At 59.8% G+C, this 19,038-nt stretch carries 14 protein-coding genes; 4 read left to right on the top strand and 10 right to left on the bottom strand.

Features of this window, described 5'->3' with window-relative positions:
* Nucleotides 1-4: 4 nt before the first annotated feature.
* The gene (locus OE750_RS05295; protein ID WP_263762212.1) at nucleotides 5-2,260 is read right to left on the bottom strand and encodes an NADP-dependent malic enzyme; all 2,256 of its coding nucleotides are present in this window, start codon (nucleotides 2,258-2,260) and stop codon (nucleotides 5-7) included.
* Nucleotides 2,261-2,426: 166 nt separating this feature from the next.
* Between OE750_RS05295 and mutS the strand changes: the two genes are divergently transcribed.
* Nucleotides 2,427-5,033, top strand: a complete 2,607-nt coding sequence (mutS, locus tag OE750_RS05290; RefSeq protein WP_263762612.1) for a DNA mismatch repair protein MutS — start codon at nucleotides 2,427-2,429, stop codon at nucleotides 5,031-5,033.
* On the opposite strand, the gene OE750_RS05285 is transcribed toward mutS, so the two are convergent.
* The gene (locus OE750_RS05285) at nucleotides 5,026-5,994 is read right to left on the bottom strand and encodes an aminoglycoside phosphotransferase family protein (RefSeq protein WP_263762210.1); all 969 of its coding nucleotides are present in this window, start codon (nucleotides 5,992-5,994) and stop codon (nucleotides 5,026-5,028) included. The genes mutS and OE750_RS05285 overlap by 8 nt on opposite strands.
* A gap of 84 nt (nucleotides 5,995-6,078) precedes the next feature.
* Here OE750_RS05285 and OE750_RS05280 point away from each other — a divergent pair, with 84 nt between their 5' ends.
* The 3 genes from OE750_RS05280 to dxs are packed head-to-tail and all read left to right on the top strand — an operon-like array spanning nucleotide 6,079 to nucleotide 9,140.
* Nucleotides 6,079-6,321 carry an exodeoxyribonuclease VII small subunit gene (locus tag OE750_RS05280; RefSeq protein WP_263762209.1) on the top strand — a complete coding sequence of 81 codons (243 nt, stop codon included), beginning with the start codon at nucleotides 6,079-6,081 and terminating at the stop codon, nucleotides 6,319-6,321.
* Nucleotides 6,311-7,195 carry a polyprenyl synthetase family protein gene (locus OE750_RS05275; RefSeq protein ID WP_263762207.1) on the top strand — a complete coding sequence of 295 codons (885 nt, stop codon included), beginning with the start codon at nucleotides 6,311-6,313 and terminating at the stop codon, nucleotides 7,193-7,195. The genes OE750_RS05280 and OE750_RS05275 overlap by 11 nt, the downstream gene beginning before the upstream one ends.
* Before the next feature lie 22 nt (nucleotides 7,196-7,217).
* The gene (gene dxs, locus OE750_RS05270) at nucleotides 7,218-9,140 is read left to right on the top strand and encodes a 1-deoxy-D-xylulose-5-phosphate synthase (protein WP_263762205.1); all 1,923 of its coding nucleotides are present in this window, start codon (nucleotides 7,218-7,220) and stop codon (nucleotides 9,138-9,140) included.
* Here dxs and OE750_RS05265 read toward each other — a convergent pair.
* From OE750_RS05265 to OE750_RS05230, 8 genes are all read right to left on the bottom strand, one after another.
* Nucleotides 9,137-9,721 carry an exopolysaccharide biosynthesis protein gene (locus OE750_RS05265; RefSeq protein ID WP_263762203.1) on the bottom strand — a complete coding sequence of 195 codons (585 nt, stop codon included), beginning with the start codon at nucleotides 9,719-9,721 and terminating at the stop codon, nucleotides 9,137-9,139. The two genes, dxs and OE750_RS05265, sit on opposite strands and share 4 nt — an antisense overlap.
* A 27-nt stretch (nucleotides 9,722-9,748) precedes the next feature.
* Nucleotides 9,749-10,546 carry an ion transporter gene (locus OE750_RS05260; protein ID WP_263762201.1) on the bottom strand — a complete coding sequence of 266 codons (798 nt, stop codon included), beginning with the start codon at nucleotides 10,544-10,546 and terminating at the stop codon, nucleotides 9,749-9,751.
* 58 nt (nucleotides 10,547-10,604) lie between these two features.
* Nucleotides 10,605-11,462: an SDR family oxidoreductase gene (locus OE750_RS05255; RefSeq protein ID WP_263762199.1), complete on the bottom strand. Its 858-nt coding sequence runs from the start codon at nucleotides 11,460-11,462 to the stop codon at nucleotides 10,605-10,607.
* Nucleotides 11,459-12,370, bottom strand: a complete 912-nt coding sequence (gene rarD, locus OE750_RS05250) for an EamA family transporter RarD (RefSeq protein ID WP_263762197.1) — start codon at nucleotides 12,368-12,370, stop codon at nucleotides 11,459-11,461. Before rarD ends, OE750_RS05255 begins: the two co-directional genes overlap by 4 nt.
* A 157-nt stretch (nucleotides 12,371-12,527) precedes the next feature.
* Nucleotides 12,528-14,975, bottom strand: coding sequence for a GcvT family protein (locus OE750_RS05245; protein ID WP_263762196.1), 2,448 nt, complete (start codon nucleotides 14,973-14,975; stop codon nucleotides 12,528-12,530).
* Between the two features lie 89 nt (nucleotides 14,976-15,064).
* The gene (locus OE750_RS05240; RefSeq protein ID WP_263762194.1) at nucleotides 15,065-15,961 is read right to left on the bottom strand and encodes a homocysteine S-methyltransferase family protein; all 897 of its coding nucleotides are present in this window, start codon (nucleotides 15,959-15,961) and stop codon (nucleotides 15,065-15,067) included.
* Entirely contained in the window at nucleotides 15,958-18,408 is a 2,451-nt protein-coding gene (locus OE750_RS05235) for a GcvT family protein (RefSeq protein WP_263762192.1), read from the bottom strand. The genes OE750_RS05240 and OE750_RS05235 overlap by 4 nt, the downstream gene beginning before the upstream one ends.
* A 5-nt stretch (nucleotides 18,409-18,413) precedes the next feature.
* Complete coding sequence (locus OE750_RS05230; RefSeq protein ID WP_263762190.1) at nucleotides 18,414-19,037, bottom strand: LysE family translocator; 624 nt, start codon at nucleotides 19,035-19,037, stop codon at nucleotides 18,414-18,416.
* Nucleotide 19,038 lies beyond the last annotated feature (1 nt).

Genomic DNA, 19,038 nt, shown 5'->3' with positions numbered 1-19,038 from the left:
TGCGCTAGCCGACTTTGCACGCTGCAAGCACTGCCATGTTGAGAATGTCGTTCACTGTGGAAACGGTGGAGCAGATCTGGATGCTTTCGTCGATGCCCGCGAGGATGGGGCCGATGACTGTTGCGCCGGCCATTTCCTGCATGAGCTTTGTGCTGATCGAGGCAGAGTGACGCGCCGGAACGACGAGGATGTTGGCGGGGCCAGTGAGCCGTGAGAAGGGGTAAGCTTTTTGCGCGCGAGCGTTGAGGGCGACATCGACTGTCATTTCGCCTTCATACTCGAATGTTGCGCCGCGGGCTTCCAGCACTTCGGGGGCCTTGTGCATTTTTTCGGCGCGTTCGGAGCGGGGGTAGCCGAAGGTTGAGAAGCTCACGAAGGCGACGCGCGGCTCGAGGCCCAGGTGACGGGCCACATCGGCGGAGCGCTCGGCGATTGTGGCCAGATCGTTCTCATCGGGCCATTCGTGCACCAGCGTGTCGCCAACAAGGACGATACGGCCTTTGTGAAGGAGCGCTGTGACGCCGACGGCACCTGCTTCAGCTGAGGCATCAAACACCATGTTGATGCGCTGCATGACGTGAGCGGATTTGCGGGTAGCGCCTGTGACGAGGCCTTCGCCGTGGCCGTGGGCCAGCATGAGGGCTGCGAAAACGTGACGGTCGCGTGCGGCGAGGCGGTGCACATCGTGGCGGTCAAAGCCCTGACGCTGGAGGCGTTTGTAAAGGAAGGTTTTATACTCGGCCAAGTGGGGTGTGTTGGCGGCGTTGACGATCTCGAGCTCGCCCACGGCGTCGGCCATACCTTCGGCTGTGAGTTTGGTTTTGACATCATCCTCGCGGCCGACAACGAGAGCTTTGCCCATGCCGGCGCGTTGATATTGCACGGCGGCGCGCAGCACGCGGGGGTCATCGCCCTCGGCGAAAATCATGGTGGCTTGATTCTGGCGTGCGCGGGCGTTGAGGCTGCGCAGGATGCTGGCTGTCGGGTCCATCCGCGACTTGAGCGAGGCTTCGTAGGCGTCCATATCAATGATCGGGCGGCGGGCGACGCCTGTGTCCATCCCTGCTTTCGCAACGGCGGGGGGGATCACATAGATCAGGCGCGGATCAAAGGGAGTCGGGATGATGTAATCGCGGCCGAAGCTGAGCTTTTTGCCGTAGGCCATGGCGACTTCATCGGGGACATCTTCACGTGCGAGTTTGGCCAGAGCCTCGGCGCAGGCGATTTTCATCTCGTCATTGATGGCGCGGGCGTGGATATCGAGCGCGCCGCGGAAGAGATAGGGGAAGCCGAGCACGTTGTTTACCTGATTGGGATAATCAGAGCGGCCTGTGGCGACGATCACATCTTCGCGCACGGCGTGGGCCTCTTCGGGTGTGATCTCGGGATCAGGGTTGGCCATGGCGAAGATTACTGCGTTTTTGCCCATAGAGGCCACCATCTCTTGCGTAACAGCGCCTTTGGCGGAGACGCCGAGGAAAACATCGGCACCATCCATGGCCTCGGCGAGTGTGCGCGCGGGAGTGTTGGCGGCATGAGCAGATTTCCACTGGTTCATGCCTTCGGTGCGGCCCTGATAGATAACGCCTTTGGTATCGCAAAGGATGCAGTTATCGTGCTTTGCGCCCATGACTTTGATCAGCTCGATGCAAGCGATGCCTGCTGCACCCGCGCCGTTGACGACGATCTTGACGTCTTCGATGTTCTTACCAGAAATCTGGAGCGCGTTGAGCAATCCAGCAGCGCAGATTACGGCTGTTCCGTGCTGGTCATCGTGAAAGACGGGGATGTCCATCTGCTCTTTGAGGGTTTGCTCGATGATGAAACACTCGGGGGCTTTGATATCTTCAAGGTTGATGCCGCCGAAGGTGGGCCCCATGAGGCGGACCGCGTTGATGAATTCGTCGGGATCTTCTGTATCAAGCTCAAGGTCGATGCTGTTGACATCAGCGAAGCGTTTGAAGAGGACGGCTTTGCCCTCCATCACGGGCTTGGAGCCGAGCGCGCCCAAGTTGCCGAGGCCCAAGACGGCTGTGCCGTTGGAAATGACCGCAACGAGATTGCCTTTGTTGGTGTAGTCGTAGGCCAACTCGGGGTTGGCCGCGATATCCTCGCAAGGCACGGCAACACCGGGGGAGTAGGCGAGCGAGAGATCACGCTGGGTTGTCATGGGGACAGTTGCGGTGACCTCCCATTTGCCGGGAGTTGGCTCGAGGTGAAAGGCTAGGGCGTCTTCGCGGGAGATCTTTTGCTTGGTCATTTTGGGCCTGATTCAAGAAGGGGTTGGGCTGTCATAGCGGCTACAGGCCATTCTCTCAAACTAAAACGCGACTTTCGGCTTTCGCGCGGTCGCTGTGCAGATTAGTTTGGCCCGAACCATTCGGGGGGATGAGCCTGTGAGCGCTGCCAAGCCAGCTGTGACGCCAATGATGGCGCAGTATCTCGAGATTAAGGGGAATTACCCCGAGGCGCTTTTGTTTTATCGCATGGGCGACTTTTACGAGATGTTTTTTGACGATGCTGTGGCGGCGTCAGAGGCGCTGGACATTGCGCTCACAAAACGGGGCAAACACGATGGCGAGGACATTGCTATGTGTGGTGTGCCGCATCATGCGGCGGAGAATTATCTGCTGACGCTCATTCGCAAGGGATTTCGTGTGGCCGTGTGCGAGCAGCTGGAAAGCCCTGAAGAGGCGAAGAAGCGCGGCTATAAATCGGTTGTGCGGCGTGATGTTGTGCGGCTGGTGACACCCGGGACACTTACGGAAGACAGCCTGCTTGAAGCGCGGCGGAACAATTTTCTGGCGGCTTATATCGAGATCAGGGACAGCGCGGGGCTGGCATGGCTTGACATGTCGACAGGTGATTTTCGGGTGATGGAGCTGAGCCGTGTGCGGCTTGGGCCAGAGCTTGCGCGGCTTTCGCCCAGCGAGATTGTCTTTGCCGATGCGCAGTTTGGCGAGCTTGCCGAAATTGCCGAGGAACAGGGTGTTGCTGTGAGCGAGCTTGGCAAGGCGAGCTTTGACAGCGAGGGGGCGACAAAGCGGCTTTGTGATTTCTTCGAGGTCGAGACGCTGGAGGCTTTCGGGCAGTTCAGCCGCGCGGAAGTGTCGGCGCTGGGCGCTGTGCTTGATTACTTGGAGATCACCCAGAAGGGAAAGCTGCCGCTACTTGCGGCGCCTGTGCGCGAAGTTGCCGGACGGGTCATGCAGATTGATGCGGCGACACGGCGCAACCTTGAGCTGACGCGCTCTATGCAGGGCGCGCGTGCCGGTTCGCTTCTGGGGGCGATTGACCGCACGCTGACAGCGCAGGGCGCGCGGCTTCTGGAGCGGCGGGTGTCTTCGCCTTCATGTGATGTACCCGAGATTGGCGCGCGGCTTGATGCTGTGGGTTTTGGGCTGGCTGAAACCGGGTTTCTGGCCGACACGCGCGACAGCCTGCGACATGTGCCTGATATGGAGCGGGCCTTGTCGCGTCTGGGCCTTGAGCGCGGTGGGCCGAGGGACTTGGCGAGTATTCGCAACGGCCTTGGGAAAGCGGGCGAAATAGGCTCTAACATGGCCAAAATTGAACTTCCCGAGCTTTTGGCGGAGGCGGGTAAGAAGCTGTTGGGGCATGACCGCCTGGTTGATTTGCTCGATGCCGCGCTGGTAGCGGAGCCGCCGCTTTTTGCCCGTGATGGCGGGTTTGTGGCGGCTGGTTATGATGCAGAACTCGACGCCAGCCGGAGCTTGCGCGACGAGGGGCGCGGGGTGATTGCCAAGATGCAGGCGGAGTATGCTGCCGATGCGGGGATTTCATCGCTCAAGATCAAGCACAACAATGTGCTTGGGTATTTTATTGAGGTGACGGCAACTCATGCGGAGAAGATGCTTGGTGCGCCGCTCAACGAGCGCTTCAAGCACCGTCAGACCACTGCGAACCAAGTGCGCTTTACCACTCCCGAGCTGAGCGAAATGGAAACGCGGATTTTGAACGCGGGGGGGCGCGCAACCGAGATTGAACTGAGGATATTTGGCGAGCTTCGGGCCGCTATTCTGGCGGAACAGGAGGCCATTTTTGCGGCCACCGGCGCGCTTGCGGAGATTGATGTGGCACTGGGCCTTGCCAGCATCGCGCGCGAGGAAGATTGGGCGCGGCCCAAAGTGGACGAAAGCCGCGCGCTGGAGATTGAGCAGGGGCGCCACCCTGTTGTGGAGCAGGCCTTGCGCAGGCAGGGTGGTGAGAGCTTTGTGCCGAACGATTGCGCGCTTGCGGAGGATGACCAACTTTGGCTGCTGACGGGCCCGAACATGGCGGGTAAATCGACTTTTCTGCGGCAAAATGCGCTGATTGCTGTGCTCGCGCAGATGGGAAGCTATGTGCCTGCGGCGGCGGCGCGTGTGGGGATTGTGAGCCAGTTGTTTAGCCGCGTTGGTGCGAGTGACGATCTGGCGCGGGGGCGGTCTACCTTTATGGTCGAGATGGTGGAAACCGCTGCGATTTTGAACCAAGCGGATGACCGCGCGCTTGTGATCCTTGATGAGATCGGGCGCGGCACGGCGACGTATGATGGGCTTTCTATCGCGTGGGCGACTTTGGAGCACCTCCACGAGAGCAACCACTGCCGAGCGCTTTTTGCGACGCATTATCACGAGATGACGCAGCTTTCCGACAAGCTCGCGCGTTGCTCCAATGCCACTGTGATGGTGAAGGAGTGGGAGGGTGATATCATCTTCCTGCATGAGGTGCGCAAAGGCACTGCAGACCGCTCTTATGGTGTGCAAGTTGCCAAGCTGGCGGGGCTGCCCGAGAGCGTGATCGCGCGGGCACGGGTTGTTCTCGACGCTTTGGAAAAGGGCGAGCGGGAAGGCTCTGCAAAGGCGGTTATTGATGATTTGCCACTGTTTAGCGCCGCACCTGCGCCCCAGCCTGTGAAGGCCAAGGCGAGTGAAGTTGAGGGGGCATTGGCCGACATCTTCCCCGACGAGCTGACGCCGCGCGAGGCGCTGGCTGTGCTGTATGAGCTGAAAGCAAAGATGGTTAAGTGATTTGCTTGAGATCTTCCAGCAAGGCTTTTGACATGGCCATGGCGTGATCAATCCGCGCTTGGGGCATTTTGGGGTGTTCGACTTTGATGAGAGTTTCAAAGCAGATGAAGTAAGGCAGATAGCCGTGTTTTTCCTGATCGTTAAGCTCGAAGCGGGCGGAAAATGTCTCGAAGGCGTCAGCATCGACACCGAAGCGGCGGGAGCCTGAAGGCAACATGCCGCGACGCGCCATGTGGACAAGCGCGCGGGCGATATCCTTGTAAAGAGGCGCATGATTGGTTGCGCCAAGGTCGAGGCCTGTGAGGCCTGTGCCGTTCCAGAAGAGATTGTTGAGGTGAAAATCACCATGGGCGAGAGCCACGCGCCATTCGGGAAAGTCGATCTGGCGGTGTAGCTTTTTCATGCGGTGAAAGATGCGGCCCTCGATATCGGCGAGGCTTTCATGCGGCTGTTTGCCCACGGCTTGCTCGGCCCATTTGCGCCATGGGCGGCGGTTTGTCTCGCGCCATTCTTCGGAGGGGGCGGTGTATTTGCGCAGCCAGTCGGCGGAGAGGGCTATGGGCACGGCGCGGTCCTGTGGCGCAAGCCGCCAGAGGGCGGTGAGCAGGCCTTCACCCTTTGCCAGCGCCGTGACGGTGAGGCCAGTGGCTTCATCAAAGAAGAGCGGCTGTTGCACGGTGAGGGGGGGCTCACTCATGTAAGGCCAGACGCGGGAGAGCTCGGCCCATTCCCTGGCTGATGTTTCGCGGGCCTTATCAGACAGGGCGAGGCGAAAGACCACGGGTGCGCCCTCAAATGTGCCGCTGAAAACGGCGTGACGGTTTGGGACAAGATGCAGCGCTTTTTCAACAGTATGCGCGCGGCCAGCGAGGGCGATTGTGGCGATATGCTCTAGCCTGTCCAAAGCGGCGAGGGCCTCTTCGGGGTAAAGCTGGATATTGCTGATCTCGATCTCTGACATGGGCGGAGCATATGCGGCGGCGGTTCCGAATTGAACCCTTTTCGATGCGCCTGTATGGTCTGAAAAAACGAGCTGGAGAGACGCATGAGCGAGACACCTGTTAAAGAGATGAGCTTTGAGGCCGCTATGGCGGAGCTTGAGAAAGTTGTGGGCCAGCTGGAGCGCGGCGATGTGCCGTTGGAAGACTCGATAAAGCTTTACGAGCGCGGCGCTGTGCTGAAGAAGCACTGCGAAGGCAAGCTCAAGGAAGCGGAAGAAAAAGTTGCTGCTATTACGCTTGATGGCGAAGGCAACCCGACAGGGACGAAGCCGCTAGATGTTGATTGAGCCACTCGGCTTTGAGGCGGCTTTGCGCCGCGCTCAGGGCGCAGTTTCAGAAGCGGCGCGCGAGGCGTTTGGTGTGCCAGCATCTATGGCGCAGGCCGAGTTGAGTGAAGCGATGCTTTATGCGCTGGAAGGCGGCAAGGCTTTGCGGGCCTTTCTGGTGTATGAATCGGCGAGGCTGCATGAGCAGAGCGAACATTCTGCCAGAGAAGCGGCGCTGGCTGTGGAGTGTATCCACGCCTATTCGCTGATTCACGATGATTTGCCCTGCATGGACGACGACGACCTGCGCCGCGGCAAGCCGACTGTTCACAAGAAATGGAACGAGCATACCGCTGTTTTGGCGGGAGATGCCTTGCAGGCCAAGGGTTTTGAGCTGCTTGCGAGCGAGGATTTGCCCAATGCGATGAAGCTTTTGCACGGGATGGCTGTGGCCTCGGGGCATAATGGCATGGTCGGCGGGCAGATGATGGATATTGCGGCGGAAACCAGCGCTGCACCTTTGAGCCTGGATGAAATCAAAGCGGTTCAGCGCGGTAAGACGGGTGCGCTTATCCGCTGGTCTGCGACGGCCGGGCCAGTGATGGCTTGGGCGGATTGCGCAGGATTAGAGACGTATGGAGACAGGCTCGGGCTTGCCTTCCAGATTGCCGATGACATCCTTGACGTAGAGGGTGATGTGGAAGTGACGGGCAAGGCTGTTGGCAAGGATGCAGGAGCAGGGAAGGCGACCTTTGTGTCACTTCTGGGCCTTGATGCGGCGAAACGTCAAGCTAAAGACCTTGTAGAAGAGGCTTGTGAGGCCTTATCTATCTATCAAGACGATGCCGAGTGCTTGCGAGAGGCGGCGCGCTTCGTTATCTCGCGGCGTAAGTGAAACGGCCCTTGAAAGGGTGCTTATGAATGACCGCCCCAACACCCCGCTGCTAGACCAAGTGGCCAGCCCCGCCGATATGAAGCGGCTGAGCGATGCCGAGCTTGGAACGCTGGCCAATGAGCTGCGCGCCGAGACGATTTCGGCTGTGTCTGAAACGGGCGGGCATTTGGGCGCTGGCTTGGGTGTTGTGGAACTCACCGTGGCGCTTCATGCGGTGTTTGATGCGCCGAAAGACAAGATTATCTGGGATGTGAGCCACCAGAGCTACCCCCACAAGATTTTGACAGGGCGGCGCGACAGGATTCGCACGCTGCGCAAGCGTGGCGGGTTGAGCGGATTTACCAAGCGGAGCGAGAGCCCTTACGATTGCTTTGGTGCAGCGCATAGCTCTACCTCGATCAGCGCGGCGCTGGGCTTTGCTGTAGCGCGTGATTTGGGCGGAAATTGCCCCGAGGGCCTGGGTGATGCGATTGCCATCATCGGAGATGGTGCGATGAGCGCAGGCATGGCCTTTGAGGCGATGAACAATGCGGGCCATTTGGGCAAGCGGCTGATTGTTATTCTCAATGACAACGACATGAGCATTGCGCCGCCTGTGGGCGCGCTTTCGGGATATCTCAATCGCCTTTATGCCGAGGAGCCTTTTCAGGAACTCAAGGCCGCGGCCAAGGGCGCGGTGAGTCTGATGCCTCCGTTCTTTCAGGAAGGCGCGAAGCGGGCCAAGGAAATGCTCAAGGGCATGACCGTGGGCGGCACGCTTTTTGAAGAATTGGGCTTTAGCTATATCGGGCCGATTGACGGGCACGACATGGACCAGCTTTTGCCGCTTTTGCGGACTGTGAAGGCGCGGGCGACGGGGCCGATTCTCATTCATGCGATTACCAAGAAGGGCAAGGGCTATGCCCCCGCCGAGGCGCGCGACGATAAGGGGCACGCGACGGCCAAGTTTGATGTGGTCACCGGAAAGCAGGTGAAAACGCCGAGCAATGCGCCGAGCTATACCTCTGTTTTTGGCGACGAGCTTGTCAGGCTGGCGGCGGAAGATGACAAGATCTGTGCGGTGACAGCGGCTATGCCGAGCGGCACGGGGCTTGACCTGATGGCCGAGCGTTACCCGAGCCGTTGCTTTGATGTGAGCATTGCCGAGCAGCATGGCGTGACCTTTTGTGGTGCGCTGGCGGCGGGAGGCATGAAACCGTTTTGCACGATGTATTCAACCTTCCTGCAGCGTGGTTATGACCAGATTGTGCATGATGTGGCCTTGCAGAACCTACCTGTTCGCTTTGCGATTGACCGTGCGGGGCTTGTTGGCGCGGATGGGGCAACGCACGCGGGGAGCTATGACATCGCGTTTTTGGCGAACCTGCCCAACATGGTTGTGATGGCGGCAGCGGACGAGGCCGAGCTGAAGCATATGGTGGCCACGGCTGCGGCGCATGACAGCGGGCCTATTGCTTTCAGGTATCCGCGCGGTGAGGGCGTTGGCGTTGATTTGCCCGTGCGTGGCATGGCGCTTGAGATTGGGAAAGGTCGTGTTGTACGCGAGGGGGCGCGCGTTGCGCTTTTGAGCTTTGGCACGCGACTGGCCGAGGCCGAGAAGGCTGCCGAGCAACTGGCCGCGAAGGGCATTACCCCGACGGTTGCGGATGCGCGGTTTGCCAAGCCGCTGGACCGCGACATGATACTGCGGCTGGCCGCCGAGCACGAGGTGCTGATCACGCTGGAAGAGGGCGCTGTGGGCGGATTTGGCTCGCATGTGGCGCAACTTCTGGCCGAGGAAGGCGCGTTTGATGCGGGCCTCAAGTTCCGCTCTATGGTCTTGCCTGACTGGTTCATTGACCAAGGCTCGCCCGCTGAAATGTATGCCGAAGCCGGGCTTGAGGCCGAACATATAGTGGCGAAAGTGCTGGGTGTGTTGGGTGTTGCTCAGGTGAAGCGGGCTTAACCTACCATATACCGGACCACGCCAAAGCTGAGCACGACCTGTGTGTAGCCAAGAAGTGTGAACAGGCCGTCACGTGCGAGAAAGCCTACGGAAAAGAGGCTTATCGCTACGGCAAAAACCGATGTTACGAAGGGCAGAACTTCCAGCATCGGGATCACAAGGCAGATCGCCATGATCACCAATAATGCTAGGAGATTCGCGGGCTCTGTTGTGAGCCAGCGGAGGCGCTTGTGGGTGTGCTTATCGCCCCAGTTGGCAACGGGCCGGAGCCAGCTTGTTGCTTTGAGCAGTCGTTTTGACTGAACTTTGCGGCGCTTGAGCACATCGGGCAGCCAGATGTGAGGACGGCGCAACAGCTTTTGCAACGCGACGAGAAACATGATTGCTGCACCGATGGTGGGTAATCCGAGGACGCCTGACAGCGGCGAAATCAGGATCAGCGAAGGGACCAGTATGAGCGCTGCAAAGCTGCGGCTGCCGATTTCTTTCAAAACATCGGAGAGCGAGACGGTTTCGCCGCTTCCTGCGTCTTCAAGCGCATCGAGCAGATTGCTGAGGGTGCGACTTTCACTTACCATCATGTCTAACGCTCATTGCGTGAGAATGGTTCAATCCTTTTGCGTTGCGCGGGCATTTGCCATCGCATCAAGCTTTCTTTCGATCCCGTCCAACCGTGCTTTTACATCGTCGCGGTAGGCGTCGGTGTTGGCGACGTCTTCGGCGTGGTGGGCATCTTGCATGGAGTTGACCACGAGGCCGACCAGCAGGTTGACCACTGCGAATGTCGTGACGAGGATGAACGGGAGGAAGAAGGCCCATGCGTAGGGGTAGACTTCCATCACGGGGCGGACGATCCCCATGGACCAGCTTTCGAGTGTCATGATCTGGAAGAGCGTGTAGGCGGATGCGCCCAGGCTGCCGAACCATTGGGGGAAGGTCTCTGCAAAGAGCTTTGTCGCGATAACGGCGCCGATATAGAAGATCAGCCCCATCAGCATAAAGACCGAGCCCATACCCGGCATGGCTGTGATGAGGCCCTCGACCACGCGGCGCAGAGAGGGCGCGACCGAGACCACCCTGAGCACGCGCAGGATGCGCAGCGCGCGCATGGCGGAGAAGCCCTGACCTGTGGGGATGAGTGAGATTGCGATGATAACGAAATCAAATATGTTCCAGCCCGAGCGGAAAAAACGGGGACCGTGGGCGACAAGCTTGGCGGCCAGTTCGGCGACAAAGATGGCGAGGCAGATTTTGTCGAGTGCCTCGATGAGTGTGCCATAATTGGCCATGGCGCTTCGCGAGGTTTCCAGGCCCAGAATGATCGCGTTGAAGATGATCACGACGGTGATGAACGAAACGGTTCTGGGGTGATCAACGAATTTGGCGAGCGTTGCGCGCAGGGACATTTGAGCCTCGGAAGCTAGGGTTTAAGGGTAGGTAGGGTTTGGTGCGCGAAAGGCAAGGCTATTCACGCGTCTCCGACGCAAGAATAGCCTCAAGCCCTGCGCGATAGTCCGGATAGAGCAGGGTGACGCCGAGGTCTTCCTTGATGCGGTCGTTGGAAACGCGTTTGCTGTCTTCATAGAAGCTGCGGGCCATGGGAGAGAGCTTGGCCTCCTCGATGGGGACTTCGGGGGGCGGGCTGATGCCGAGAAGTTCGGCGGCGTAGGCGAGCACGTCTTGCGGCGGGGCCGGCATATCATCGCTGACGTTGTAGGCCGTGCCGACATCGGGGCGGTTGATCGAGGCGAGGAGGGTTTGGGCGATGTCTTCGACGTGAATGCGTGAGAAGACCTGTCCCTCTTTGATGACGCGCTGGGCCGTGCCCTTGCGGAGCTTGTCAAAAGCGCTGCGGTTTGGGCCGTAGATGCCTGCGAGACGGAAGATGTGGACGGGCAGGCCTGAGCCTTGCCACTGCTCTTCGGCCTCGACACGCATGAGACCGCGGTTGCTGCTTGGGGTGAGAGGTGTTTCTTCTATGACCCATCCGCCTGCGCGGTCACCGTAGACACCCGTTGTCGAGAGATAACCGACCCATTCAAGATTGGGCGCGAGTTGGGCCAGTTTAGAGCCGTATTTGGCCAGAAACGGGTCACCATTCTCGCCCGGTGAAGCCGAGATAAGGAGGTGTGTGACCTCTGCCAGCGCTTCTGTCAGATTGCCGCCGGGAAAGAGCAGGGGCGTGACGCCTTGTGCCTTTAGGGCGGCGAACTTCTCGGGTGAGCGGGTTGTGCCGAACATGCGCCAGCCAAGCGGGGCGAGAAGGCGTGTAAGGGCGCTGGCGGAGAAGCCATGGCCAATGGTGAGGAGCGTATTTGTCATGGTGTTGTCGCTGTTCTGCCGGCCAGTTTGCGGGCGGCACGCATATTGCGGAAAATGGCTGTGGAATAGAGCACGAGGGCCATCCAGATCATCGGAAAGGCGATCATCCGTGCGCCGCCGAAAGGCTCCTTGAAGACGAACACGCCGATGAAAAAGATCATCGTGGGGACGATGTATTGCAAAATGGCGATTGTGCTGAGGCGCAGCAGCTTTGCGCCGTTGGCGTAGACAAGGAGCGGCACAGCTGTAACCACGCCACAGCCCAGAAGGAGCCATGTGTCATAAGCGCTGCCAAGGAAGTTTCCTGTTGGCCCGAGCCAGGCAAGATAGGCTATGGCTGGGGGGGTGAGGATGATCACTTCGAGCAGGAAGCCCTGATTTGGCCCGATCGGCAGCGACTTTTTCGCCAGGGCATATAAGCCCCAAGTGACGAAAAGTGCGATGGCAACCCACGGCAGCTTGCCCGCCTCAAGCGTGAGGATGAACACCGCCGCTGCGGCGAGGGCTAGGGCGGCGAGCTGGAGTTTGCCCAGCTTTTCGCCCAGAAGCACCGCGCCGAGGAAGACGGAGAAGAGTGGGTTGATATAGTAGCCAAGAGCCGCGTCGAGTGCGTGACCTGATGTGATGGCCCAGACGTAGAAGCCCCAGTTGATCGAGATGAGCGCGGCGGTGACACAGCCCATAGCGAGCATTTTGGGCGTAGTTAGAGCTGTTTTAATATCGGACGTGCGGCCAAGAATGATGAGCAAGGTGGCGGCAATAGGGAGTGACCAGATCACCCGATGCGCGACCACTTCGGCGGCGGGAATATGGCTGAGCAGCTTCATATAGAGCGGCAGGAAGCCCCAAAGGATATAGGCTGTAAGCGCAAAAGCGAGGCCTAGGGGGGTGTCACGGTTCTCGGTCATGGGGTGGTCCTCTTCTCGACCTGATTAGGCGGTTTTGGAGGGGAGGGCCAGCCCCGTGATGTACCGCTTTGGTTTCGAATTGTGCTTTGCACAATCCGACCATGGCGAGGGGCTTTGCCCCTCGCGCTCCCCAGGATATTTGAAGAAAGAGGAAGGACTAGGCGCGCACTTTCTCTGATTTGGGATCATACATCGGCTTGAGGGAGGCCGTTGCTTTGACGCGAGTTCCTTTGATATCGATTTCATAGGAGCTTGTCAGAACCTCAGCGGCGGATTGGCCTTCGCAGGGAACGTAGCCAAGGCCGACGGCTGCGCCGAGGGTGTGGCCGTAGCCCCCTGAGCTTAGGTAGCCGACGATCTCTCCATCACGCAGGATCGGCTCGTTGTGGTAGAGGAGCGGATGGCTGTCTTCCAAAAGGAACTGCACCATACGCGCTTTGGGGCCGCTTTCACGGCGGACGGCGACGGCGGCTTTGCCTATGAAGTCGGTTTTGGAGAGATCAACCGCGAAGCCGAGGCCTGCATCGACGACATTGTCCTCGGAGGTGATATCGTGACCGAAGTGGCGGAAGGCTTTCTCGATACGGCAACTGTCCATCGCGTGCATGCCACAGAGCTTGAGGCCAAGAGGTTGGCCTGCTTCGTGCAGCACTTCAAAGGCATGGGCGGCCATGTCGGCGCTCACGTAGATTTCCCAGCCAAGCTCGCCCACGTAGGAAACGCGGTGCGCGCGGGCGAGGCCGAAGCCAAGCTCGATCTCTTGCGCTGTTCCGAAGGGGTTTGCCTCGTTGGAGAAGTCATTGGGCGAGACGGCTTGCAGGAGTTTGCGTGCGTTTGGGCCCATGACGGCGAGGACGCCTTCGGCTGCTGTGACATCGGTGACTATGGCTCTATCATTGCCCAAATGCCGCCTGAGCCATGTTTCATCAGCGAGGCGCGTTGCGGCGGGGGTGACGACGAGATAGGCCGCCTCGGAGAGGCGGGTGACTGTCACATCGGCCTCGATGCCCCCTTTGGCATTGAGGAACTGGGTGTAGACGATCTTGCCAGCAGGAACAGACATGTTTGCGCCGCAGACACGGTTGAGGAAGTGCTCGGCATCGGGGCCTTCGACGCGCAGTTTACCGAAGGATGACATATCATACATGCCGATGTTTTGGCGGATTGCGGCATGCTCGGCGGCGCGGTTGTCAAACCAGTTCTGGCGCTGCCACGAGTATTCGTATTCGGCCTTCTGGCCCGCGTTTGCAAACCAGTTGGCGCGCTCCCAGCCTGCGAGCTCACCCATGACGGCGCCTTGAGCGAGGAGCTGGGTGTGGAAGGGCGTGCGGCGGACGCCACGGGCTGTGGCTTTCTGGCGAAAGGGGTAATGATCGGCGTAGAGCAGGCCGAGCGTTTCTTTGGAGCGCTCGAAGAGGTAGTGCTTGTTCCCTTGGAAGGGCTGCATGCGCGAGATATCGACGTCGCCGAGATCAAAAGGTTTTTCGCCCGTGTCCATCCACGCGGCGAGGGCCATGCCAGCGCCGCCGGCGGATTGGATGCCGATCGAGTTGAAGCCGGCGGCGACCCAGACGTTGTCCATCTCGGGGGCGAAGCCGAGGTGATAGGCGTTGTCAGGGGTGAAGCTTTCGGGGCCGTTGAAGAAGGTGTGGATGCCTGCCTTGCCGAGCATGGGCATACGGTTGACCGCCATTTCGAGGATTGGTTCGAAGTGGTCGAAATCTTCCTGAAGCTGATCGAACTCGAACGCGTCGGAGATGCCGTCCATGCCCCACGGTTTCGCGCGGGGTTCAAACGCGCCGAGCATGAGCTTGCCTGCGTCTTCCTTGTAATAGGCGCATTCATCGGGCACACGCAGCACAGGAAGCTGGGTGAGGCCTGCGATAGGCTCGGAGACGATATAGAAGTGCTCGCAGGCGTGAAGGGGGACGTTGACACCCGCCATCTTGCCGACCTCGTGGCCCCACATGCCCGCGCAGTTGACGATCATATCGGCCTCGATTTCACCTGATGTGCCGTCTTCGCCTTGCCAACTCACAGAAGTGACACGGCGGCCGTTTTTGGCAATGTCAGTGACTTTTACGCGCTCTTGCACGGTCGCGCCACGCTGGCGCGCACCTTTGGCGAGGGCGAGGGCTATGTTGGCAGGGTCACCCTGACCATCAAGCGGGAGGTAGACGCCGCCTGTGACGCCCTCGATGTTGAGGTGTTCGTAGCGCTGTTTGATCTCGGAGGGGGAGATTTCCTCGACCTGCACGCCGAAGGCGCGAGCCATGGCGGCGGAGCGGTGCAGCTCTTCGAGGCGCTCGGAGGTGAGGGCGGCTGTGATGGAGCCAACACGCTTGAAGCCGGTGGCGACGCCTGTTTCTTCTTCAAGGTTGCCGTAGAGCTCTTGGGAGTATTTGGCGAGCCTGGTCATATTGGCGGTCGCGCGGAGCTGGGCGATGAGGCCTGCGGCGTGCCATGTTGTGCCTGATGTGAGCTGTTTGCGCTCAAGCAGCACCACGTCTTTCCAGCCGAGTTTGGTGAGGTGATAGGCGACGGAGCAACCGATGATGCCACCACCGATGACGACGACGCGGGCTTTGGAGGGGAGGATGGGCATTTGTGTGACTCCATGGATGCTGGGGCTTGGCGGAGCGGCGGGGGGCTAGCCCCCCGCACCCCCCAGGATATTTGTGGCAATAAGAAAGGCTAGATAATCGTGTGCCCTGCGGCTTTGAGTTGGGTGGCGAGTTCTCTGATGTGTTCGGGGCCGACTTCGCAGCAGCCGCCCACGATGGTTGCGCCTTGGGCGATCCAGCGAATGGCGAAGGTGGCGTAGTCTTCGGGGCCAAGATCTTTGCGTTGCTCCAGCGCATCGACTGTGGGTGCTTCTTTCAGGAAGCCCTCGGAGATGCGTGTGAAGCCGTTGGCGTAGGCACCAAAGGGCAGGCCTATGGGCGCGATGAGATCAAGCGCAGCGGCGATGGCCTCGGGGCGGGAGCAGTTGACCAGGAGGGCGGCGGGCGCGAATTCTTGCACGAGTTGGGCAAGGTTAGAGACGGATTCTCCTGAGCGGAGCCTGGTCCCGTCATCGTCATCAACTGTGATGGCGAGCCAGACAGGCTTTTTTGATGTGGCGCAGCCCATGAGCGCGCCGCGGGCGGCATGAAGCGAAGAAACCGTTTCGATCAAGAAGAGATCGGCAGAAGGCGCGAGGCGCTCCATATTGATGCGGTAGGCTTCTGCTGCTTCTGCCAGAGGGATCGCGATATCGGGGCGATAGGACGCGCCAAGGGGGCCGAGGGAGGCGGCGACACGGCCTGAACCGAAGGCGGCGCGGGCCGCGATGGCCTCTGCGGCGGCTGTATCGAGGAGGTGTAGGTGCTCGGCTGCGAGGTCGACGCGCTCGAGCCTGTCGGGCCAGATGGCATAGCTGTTCATTGTGGCGATTGTGGCGCCTGCATGGAAGTAATCAGTGTGCACGGCGCGCACGACTTCGGGCTGCTCCATCATCACGGATGTGGACCAGAGCGAGGTGGCACGGCCGCCTGAGCGCTTGACGATTTCCTGGCCGATGGAGCCGTCGAGAAGAGTGATCTCGCTCATGCGCGCAGCCTTTCGTTTGCGGCGTCCCAGAGGGGGGCGTCTTCTTGCACCACGGCTCTGTGACGCGTGCCGTAGATTTCGACTTCAAGCTCTGTGCCGGGCATGGCCAGATCGACTCTTACCATGCCCAAGGCGATGGATTTGCCGATGCGGTAGCCCCAGCCGCCCGAGGTTGTTTCGCCCACGATTTCACCACCGGAGTAGAGGCAGGACATATAGGGCGCGTCTGTGTCGCCAGCCTCGACAAGGAGGGTGACGAAGCGCTTTTTGGGGCCTTGTTGGCGTTCAGCTTGCAGGGCGGATTTTCCGGGGAAGTCTTGTGGTTTGTCGAGTTTGACGAAGCGGTCAAGCCCACCCTCGAAGAGGGAGTAGTCTGTGGAGAGGTCACCCTTCCATGCGCGGTAGCCTTTTTCCAAACGGAGCGAGTTGAGTGCCCACATGCCGAAGGGTTTTGCACCTGCGGCGAGGATGGCTTCGTAGATGACGGGCAGGTTTGCGTTGGCGGCGTGGACCTCCCAGCCGAGCTCGCCTGCGAAAGAGACACGGGCGAGAGCGCAGGGCTGGCCAGCGACTGTTGCGGACTGGTGGGAGAGCCATGGCAGGGAGAGGTCGGCTTCTGTTCCGATGCTTTGGAAAAGGTCACGCGCTTTGGGGCCAGTGACGATGAGTGTGCCGAACTCGGTGCTGTGATCTGTGAGAGTTAGGTCTGCGGGCAGGCGCGAGCGGAGCAGCTCGAAATCGTGCCATTGGGCTGTGGCGGCTGTGATGAGGGTGAAGAAATCCTCATCGTGGCGGACACAGGACATTTCGGTGAGGATGCGGCCGCGACTGTCGGCGAAATACATCAGGTTCATGCGGCCGATCTTGGGCAGAGCGCCTGTGATTTGTTCGTGCAGGAACTCGGCTGCGCCCTCGCCTGACAGGTTGAAGCGGGAGAAACCGGGAAGATCGAGCACGCCGACGTTGTCGCGGACGGCTTCGCATTCTTCGCGGATGCGTTGCTCCCATGGGCCTGCGCGGCCCCATGTATGGGTGGCGTCAAGCGATGTGTCATCGCCCTCCTGTGCAAACCAGTTGGCGCGCTCCCAGCCGTTGTAGGCGCCCATGACGCCGCCTTGGGCAAGCACCCGGTCATGAACCGGGGAGAGCTTCTGGTCGCGGCCAGCGGGCCATTCGTGCCACGGGAAGTGCATGGCGTATTCGTTGCCATAGACTTCCATGCCTTTCGCCACGCAGTAGGCGTGATCGGTGTAATCCGTGTAGCGGCGCGGATCGACGGACCACATATCCCACTCGGTCTGGCCATCGACAATCCACTCTGCCATGACTTTGCCCGCGCCGCCGCCTTGGGCGATGCCGAAGGTAAAGACACAGGCCTCGAAGGCATTATCAACCCCCGGCATGGGGCCGATGAGCGGAAGGCCGTCAGGGGCGTAAGGAATCGGGCCGTTGATGACGCTTGAGACACCCGAAGAGGCCATGAGCGGCACACGCTCCATCGCGTCGGTCACGATATCCTCGATGCGGTCGAGATCTTCCTGCCAGAGTTGGAAGGAGAAATCCTCTGGCATTTTGTCGGCGTCGGTGTCCCAGTGCGCTTTGCAATTTGGCTCGTAGGGGCCAAGATTGTAACCGCCTTTTTCCTGACGCAGGTAATAGGAAACATCGACATCGCGCAGCAGGGGGAGCTTCTTGCCGTGGTCTTTGCTCCAAGCCTCGATTTCGGGGATTTGCTCGGTCAGCAGATATTGATGCTCCATCACCATCATGGGCACGGTTCTCCCGCCATAGGGCTTGAACCACTCGCCGACGCGCTGGGCGTAGTAACCAGCGGCGTTGACCACATAGTCGGCGGCTATATCGCCTTTTTCAGTGTGCACGATCCATGACTTGTCGGGCTGCTGGGTGACTCCTGTGGCAGGTGTGAAACGAAGCACCTTCTGGCCCATGTCGCGTGCGCCTTTGGCGAGGGCTTGGGTAAGTTGGGCGGGGTCGATATCACCATCATGCGGGTCAAAGAGCGCGCCTGCGAGGTCGTGGGTTTCGAGGAAGGGGTAGCGCGCCTTTGTCTCTTCAGGCGTGAGGATTTCGATATCCATGCCTTGGTAGCGGCCCATAGAGGCGGCGCGCTCGAATTCTTGCATGCGCTCTTTGGAGTGTGCGAGGCGGAGCGAGCCTGTCTGGTGGTAGTTCATCGGGTAATCAACTTCAGCGCCGAGGCGGGCATATAGCTCTGTCGAGTAGCGCTGCATGTTCATGATCGACCATGAGGTGCTGAAGGTGGGCACGTTGCCAGCGGCGTGCCATGTAGACCCGGCCGTGAGCTCGTTTTTCTCGAGCAGCACGCAGTCTGTCCAGCCTTTGAGGCCGAGATGATAGAGCACGGAGCAGCCGACAACGCCGCCGCCGATGATGACCACACGGGCTTTGCTTGGAATATCGGACATGGTGTTTACTCCCAGATGAGGCGCGCAGCGAGGCCGCCGAAGACGATGGATGTGATTTTATTGAGGGTTCCACCCATACGGATGATACGGTGGCCTGCGAGGCCAGCTGCAATGCCATAGGTGCTGTTGATGACAAGGCCCGAGGCGTTGAAGATGAGACCAAGGATGAGGATTTGCTGCCAGACTGGCCCTGCTTCCGGGCGGGTGAACTGGGGCAGGAACGCAAGGATAAAGAGCGCGACTTTCGGGTTGAGCAGATTGGTCAGATAGCCGCGCTTGAGGGCCGAGATGAGACGGGTTGCGCCGCGCGCCTTTTCAAGCTCGGGCGGGGCGCGCCATGTTTTGACGGCGAGCAGGATGAGATAGGCCGCGCCAAGATAGCGGATAATATCGTAGGCGTGAGGCACCGCCATGAGCGCGGCGGATATACCCAGAACGGCAAACAGCACATGTGTGAGGCCCCCGAGAGTGATCCCCGTGGCGGCGGCGATGCCTGCGCGGGGACCACCCGAAATACCGGAAGCCATTGAAAAGGCCACATCGGAGCCGGGGGTGATATTGAGCAGAATGCCTGCGCCTGTGAAGGCAAGGATGAGGGCAGGGTCCATGGTAAAAACCGTCTCTAACATG

Source organism: Lentibacter sp. XHP0401 (assembly GCF_025751535.1).
Lineage (GTDB): Bacteria > Pseudomonadota > Alphaproteobacteria > Rhodobacterales > Rhodobacteraceae > Lentibacter.
Note: the sequence above shows the minus strand (reverse complement) of the source record. Positions and strands in the feature narration are given on the sequence as shown.

Bases quoted from the DNA above. Each gene is read 5' to 3' on its own strand.
- OE750_RS05280 (WP_263762209.1), top strand. From the start codon at position 6,079: ATGAGCGAGACACCTGTTAAAGAGATGAGCTTTGAGGCCGCTATGGCG.
- OE750_RS05235 (WP_263762192.1), bottom strand. From the start codon at position 18,408: ATGTCCGATATTCCAAGCAAAGCCCGTGTGGTCATCATCGGCGGCGGC.
- OE750_RS05255 (WP_263762199.1), bottom strand. From the start codon at position 11,462: ATGACAAATACGCTCCTCACCATTGGCCATGGCTTCTCCGCCAGCGCC.
- OE750_RS05230 (WP_263762190.1), bottom strand. From the start codon at position 19,037: ATGTTAGAGACGGTTTTTACCATGGACCCTGCCCTCATCCTTGCCTTC.
- OE750_RS05245 (WP_263762196.1), bottom strand. From the start codon at position 14,975: ATGCCCATCCTCCCCTCCAAAGCCCGCGTCGTCGTCATCGGTGGTGGC.
- OE750_RS05285 (WP_263762210.1), bottom strand. From the start codon at position 5,994: ATGTCAGAGATCGAGATCAGCAATATCCAGCTTTACCCCGAAGAGGCC.
- OE750_RS05295 (WP_263762212.1), bottom strand. From the start codon at position 2,260: ATGACCAAGCAAAAGATCTCCCGCGAAGACGCCCTAGCCTTTCACCTC.
- rarD (WP_263762197.1), bottom strand. From the start codon at position 12,370: ATGACCGAGAACCGTGACACCCCCCTAGGCCTCGCTTTTGCGCTTACA.
- mutS (WP_263762612.1), top strand. From the start codon at position 2,427: ATGATGGCGCAGTATCTCGAGATTAAGGGGAATTACCCCGAGGCGCTT.
- OE750_RS05275 (WP_263762207.1), top strand. From the start codon at position 6,311: ATGTTGATTGAGCCACTCGGCTTTGAGGCGGCTTTGCGCCGCGCTCAG.
- OE750_RS05260 (WP_263762201.1), bottom strand. From the start codon at position 10,546: ATGTCCCTGCGCGCAACGCTCGCCAAATTCGTTGATCACCCCAGAACC.
- OE750_RS05265 (WP_263762203.1), bottom strand. From the start codon at position 9,721: ATGATGGTAAGTGAAAGTCGCACCCTCAGCAATCTGCTCGATGCGCTT.
- OE750_RS05240 (WP_263762194.1), bottom strand. From the start codon at position 15,961: ATGAGCGAGATCACTCTTCTCGACGGCTCCATCGGCCAGGAAATCGTC.
- dxs (WP_263762205.1), top strand. From the start codon at position 7,218: ATGAATGACCGCCCCAACACCCCGCTGCTAGACCAAGTGGCCAGCCCC.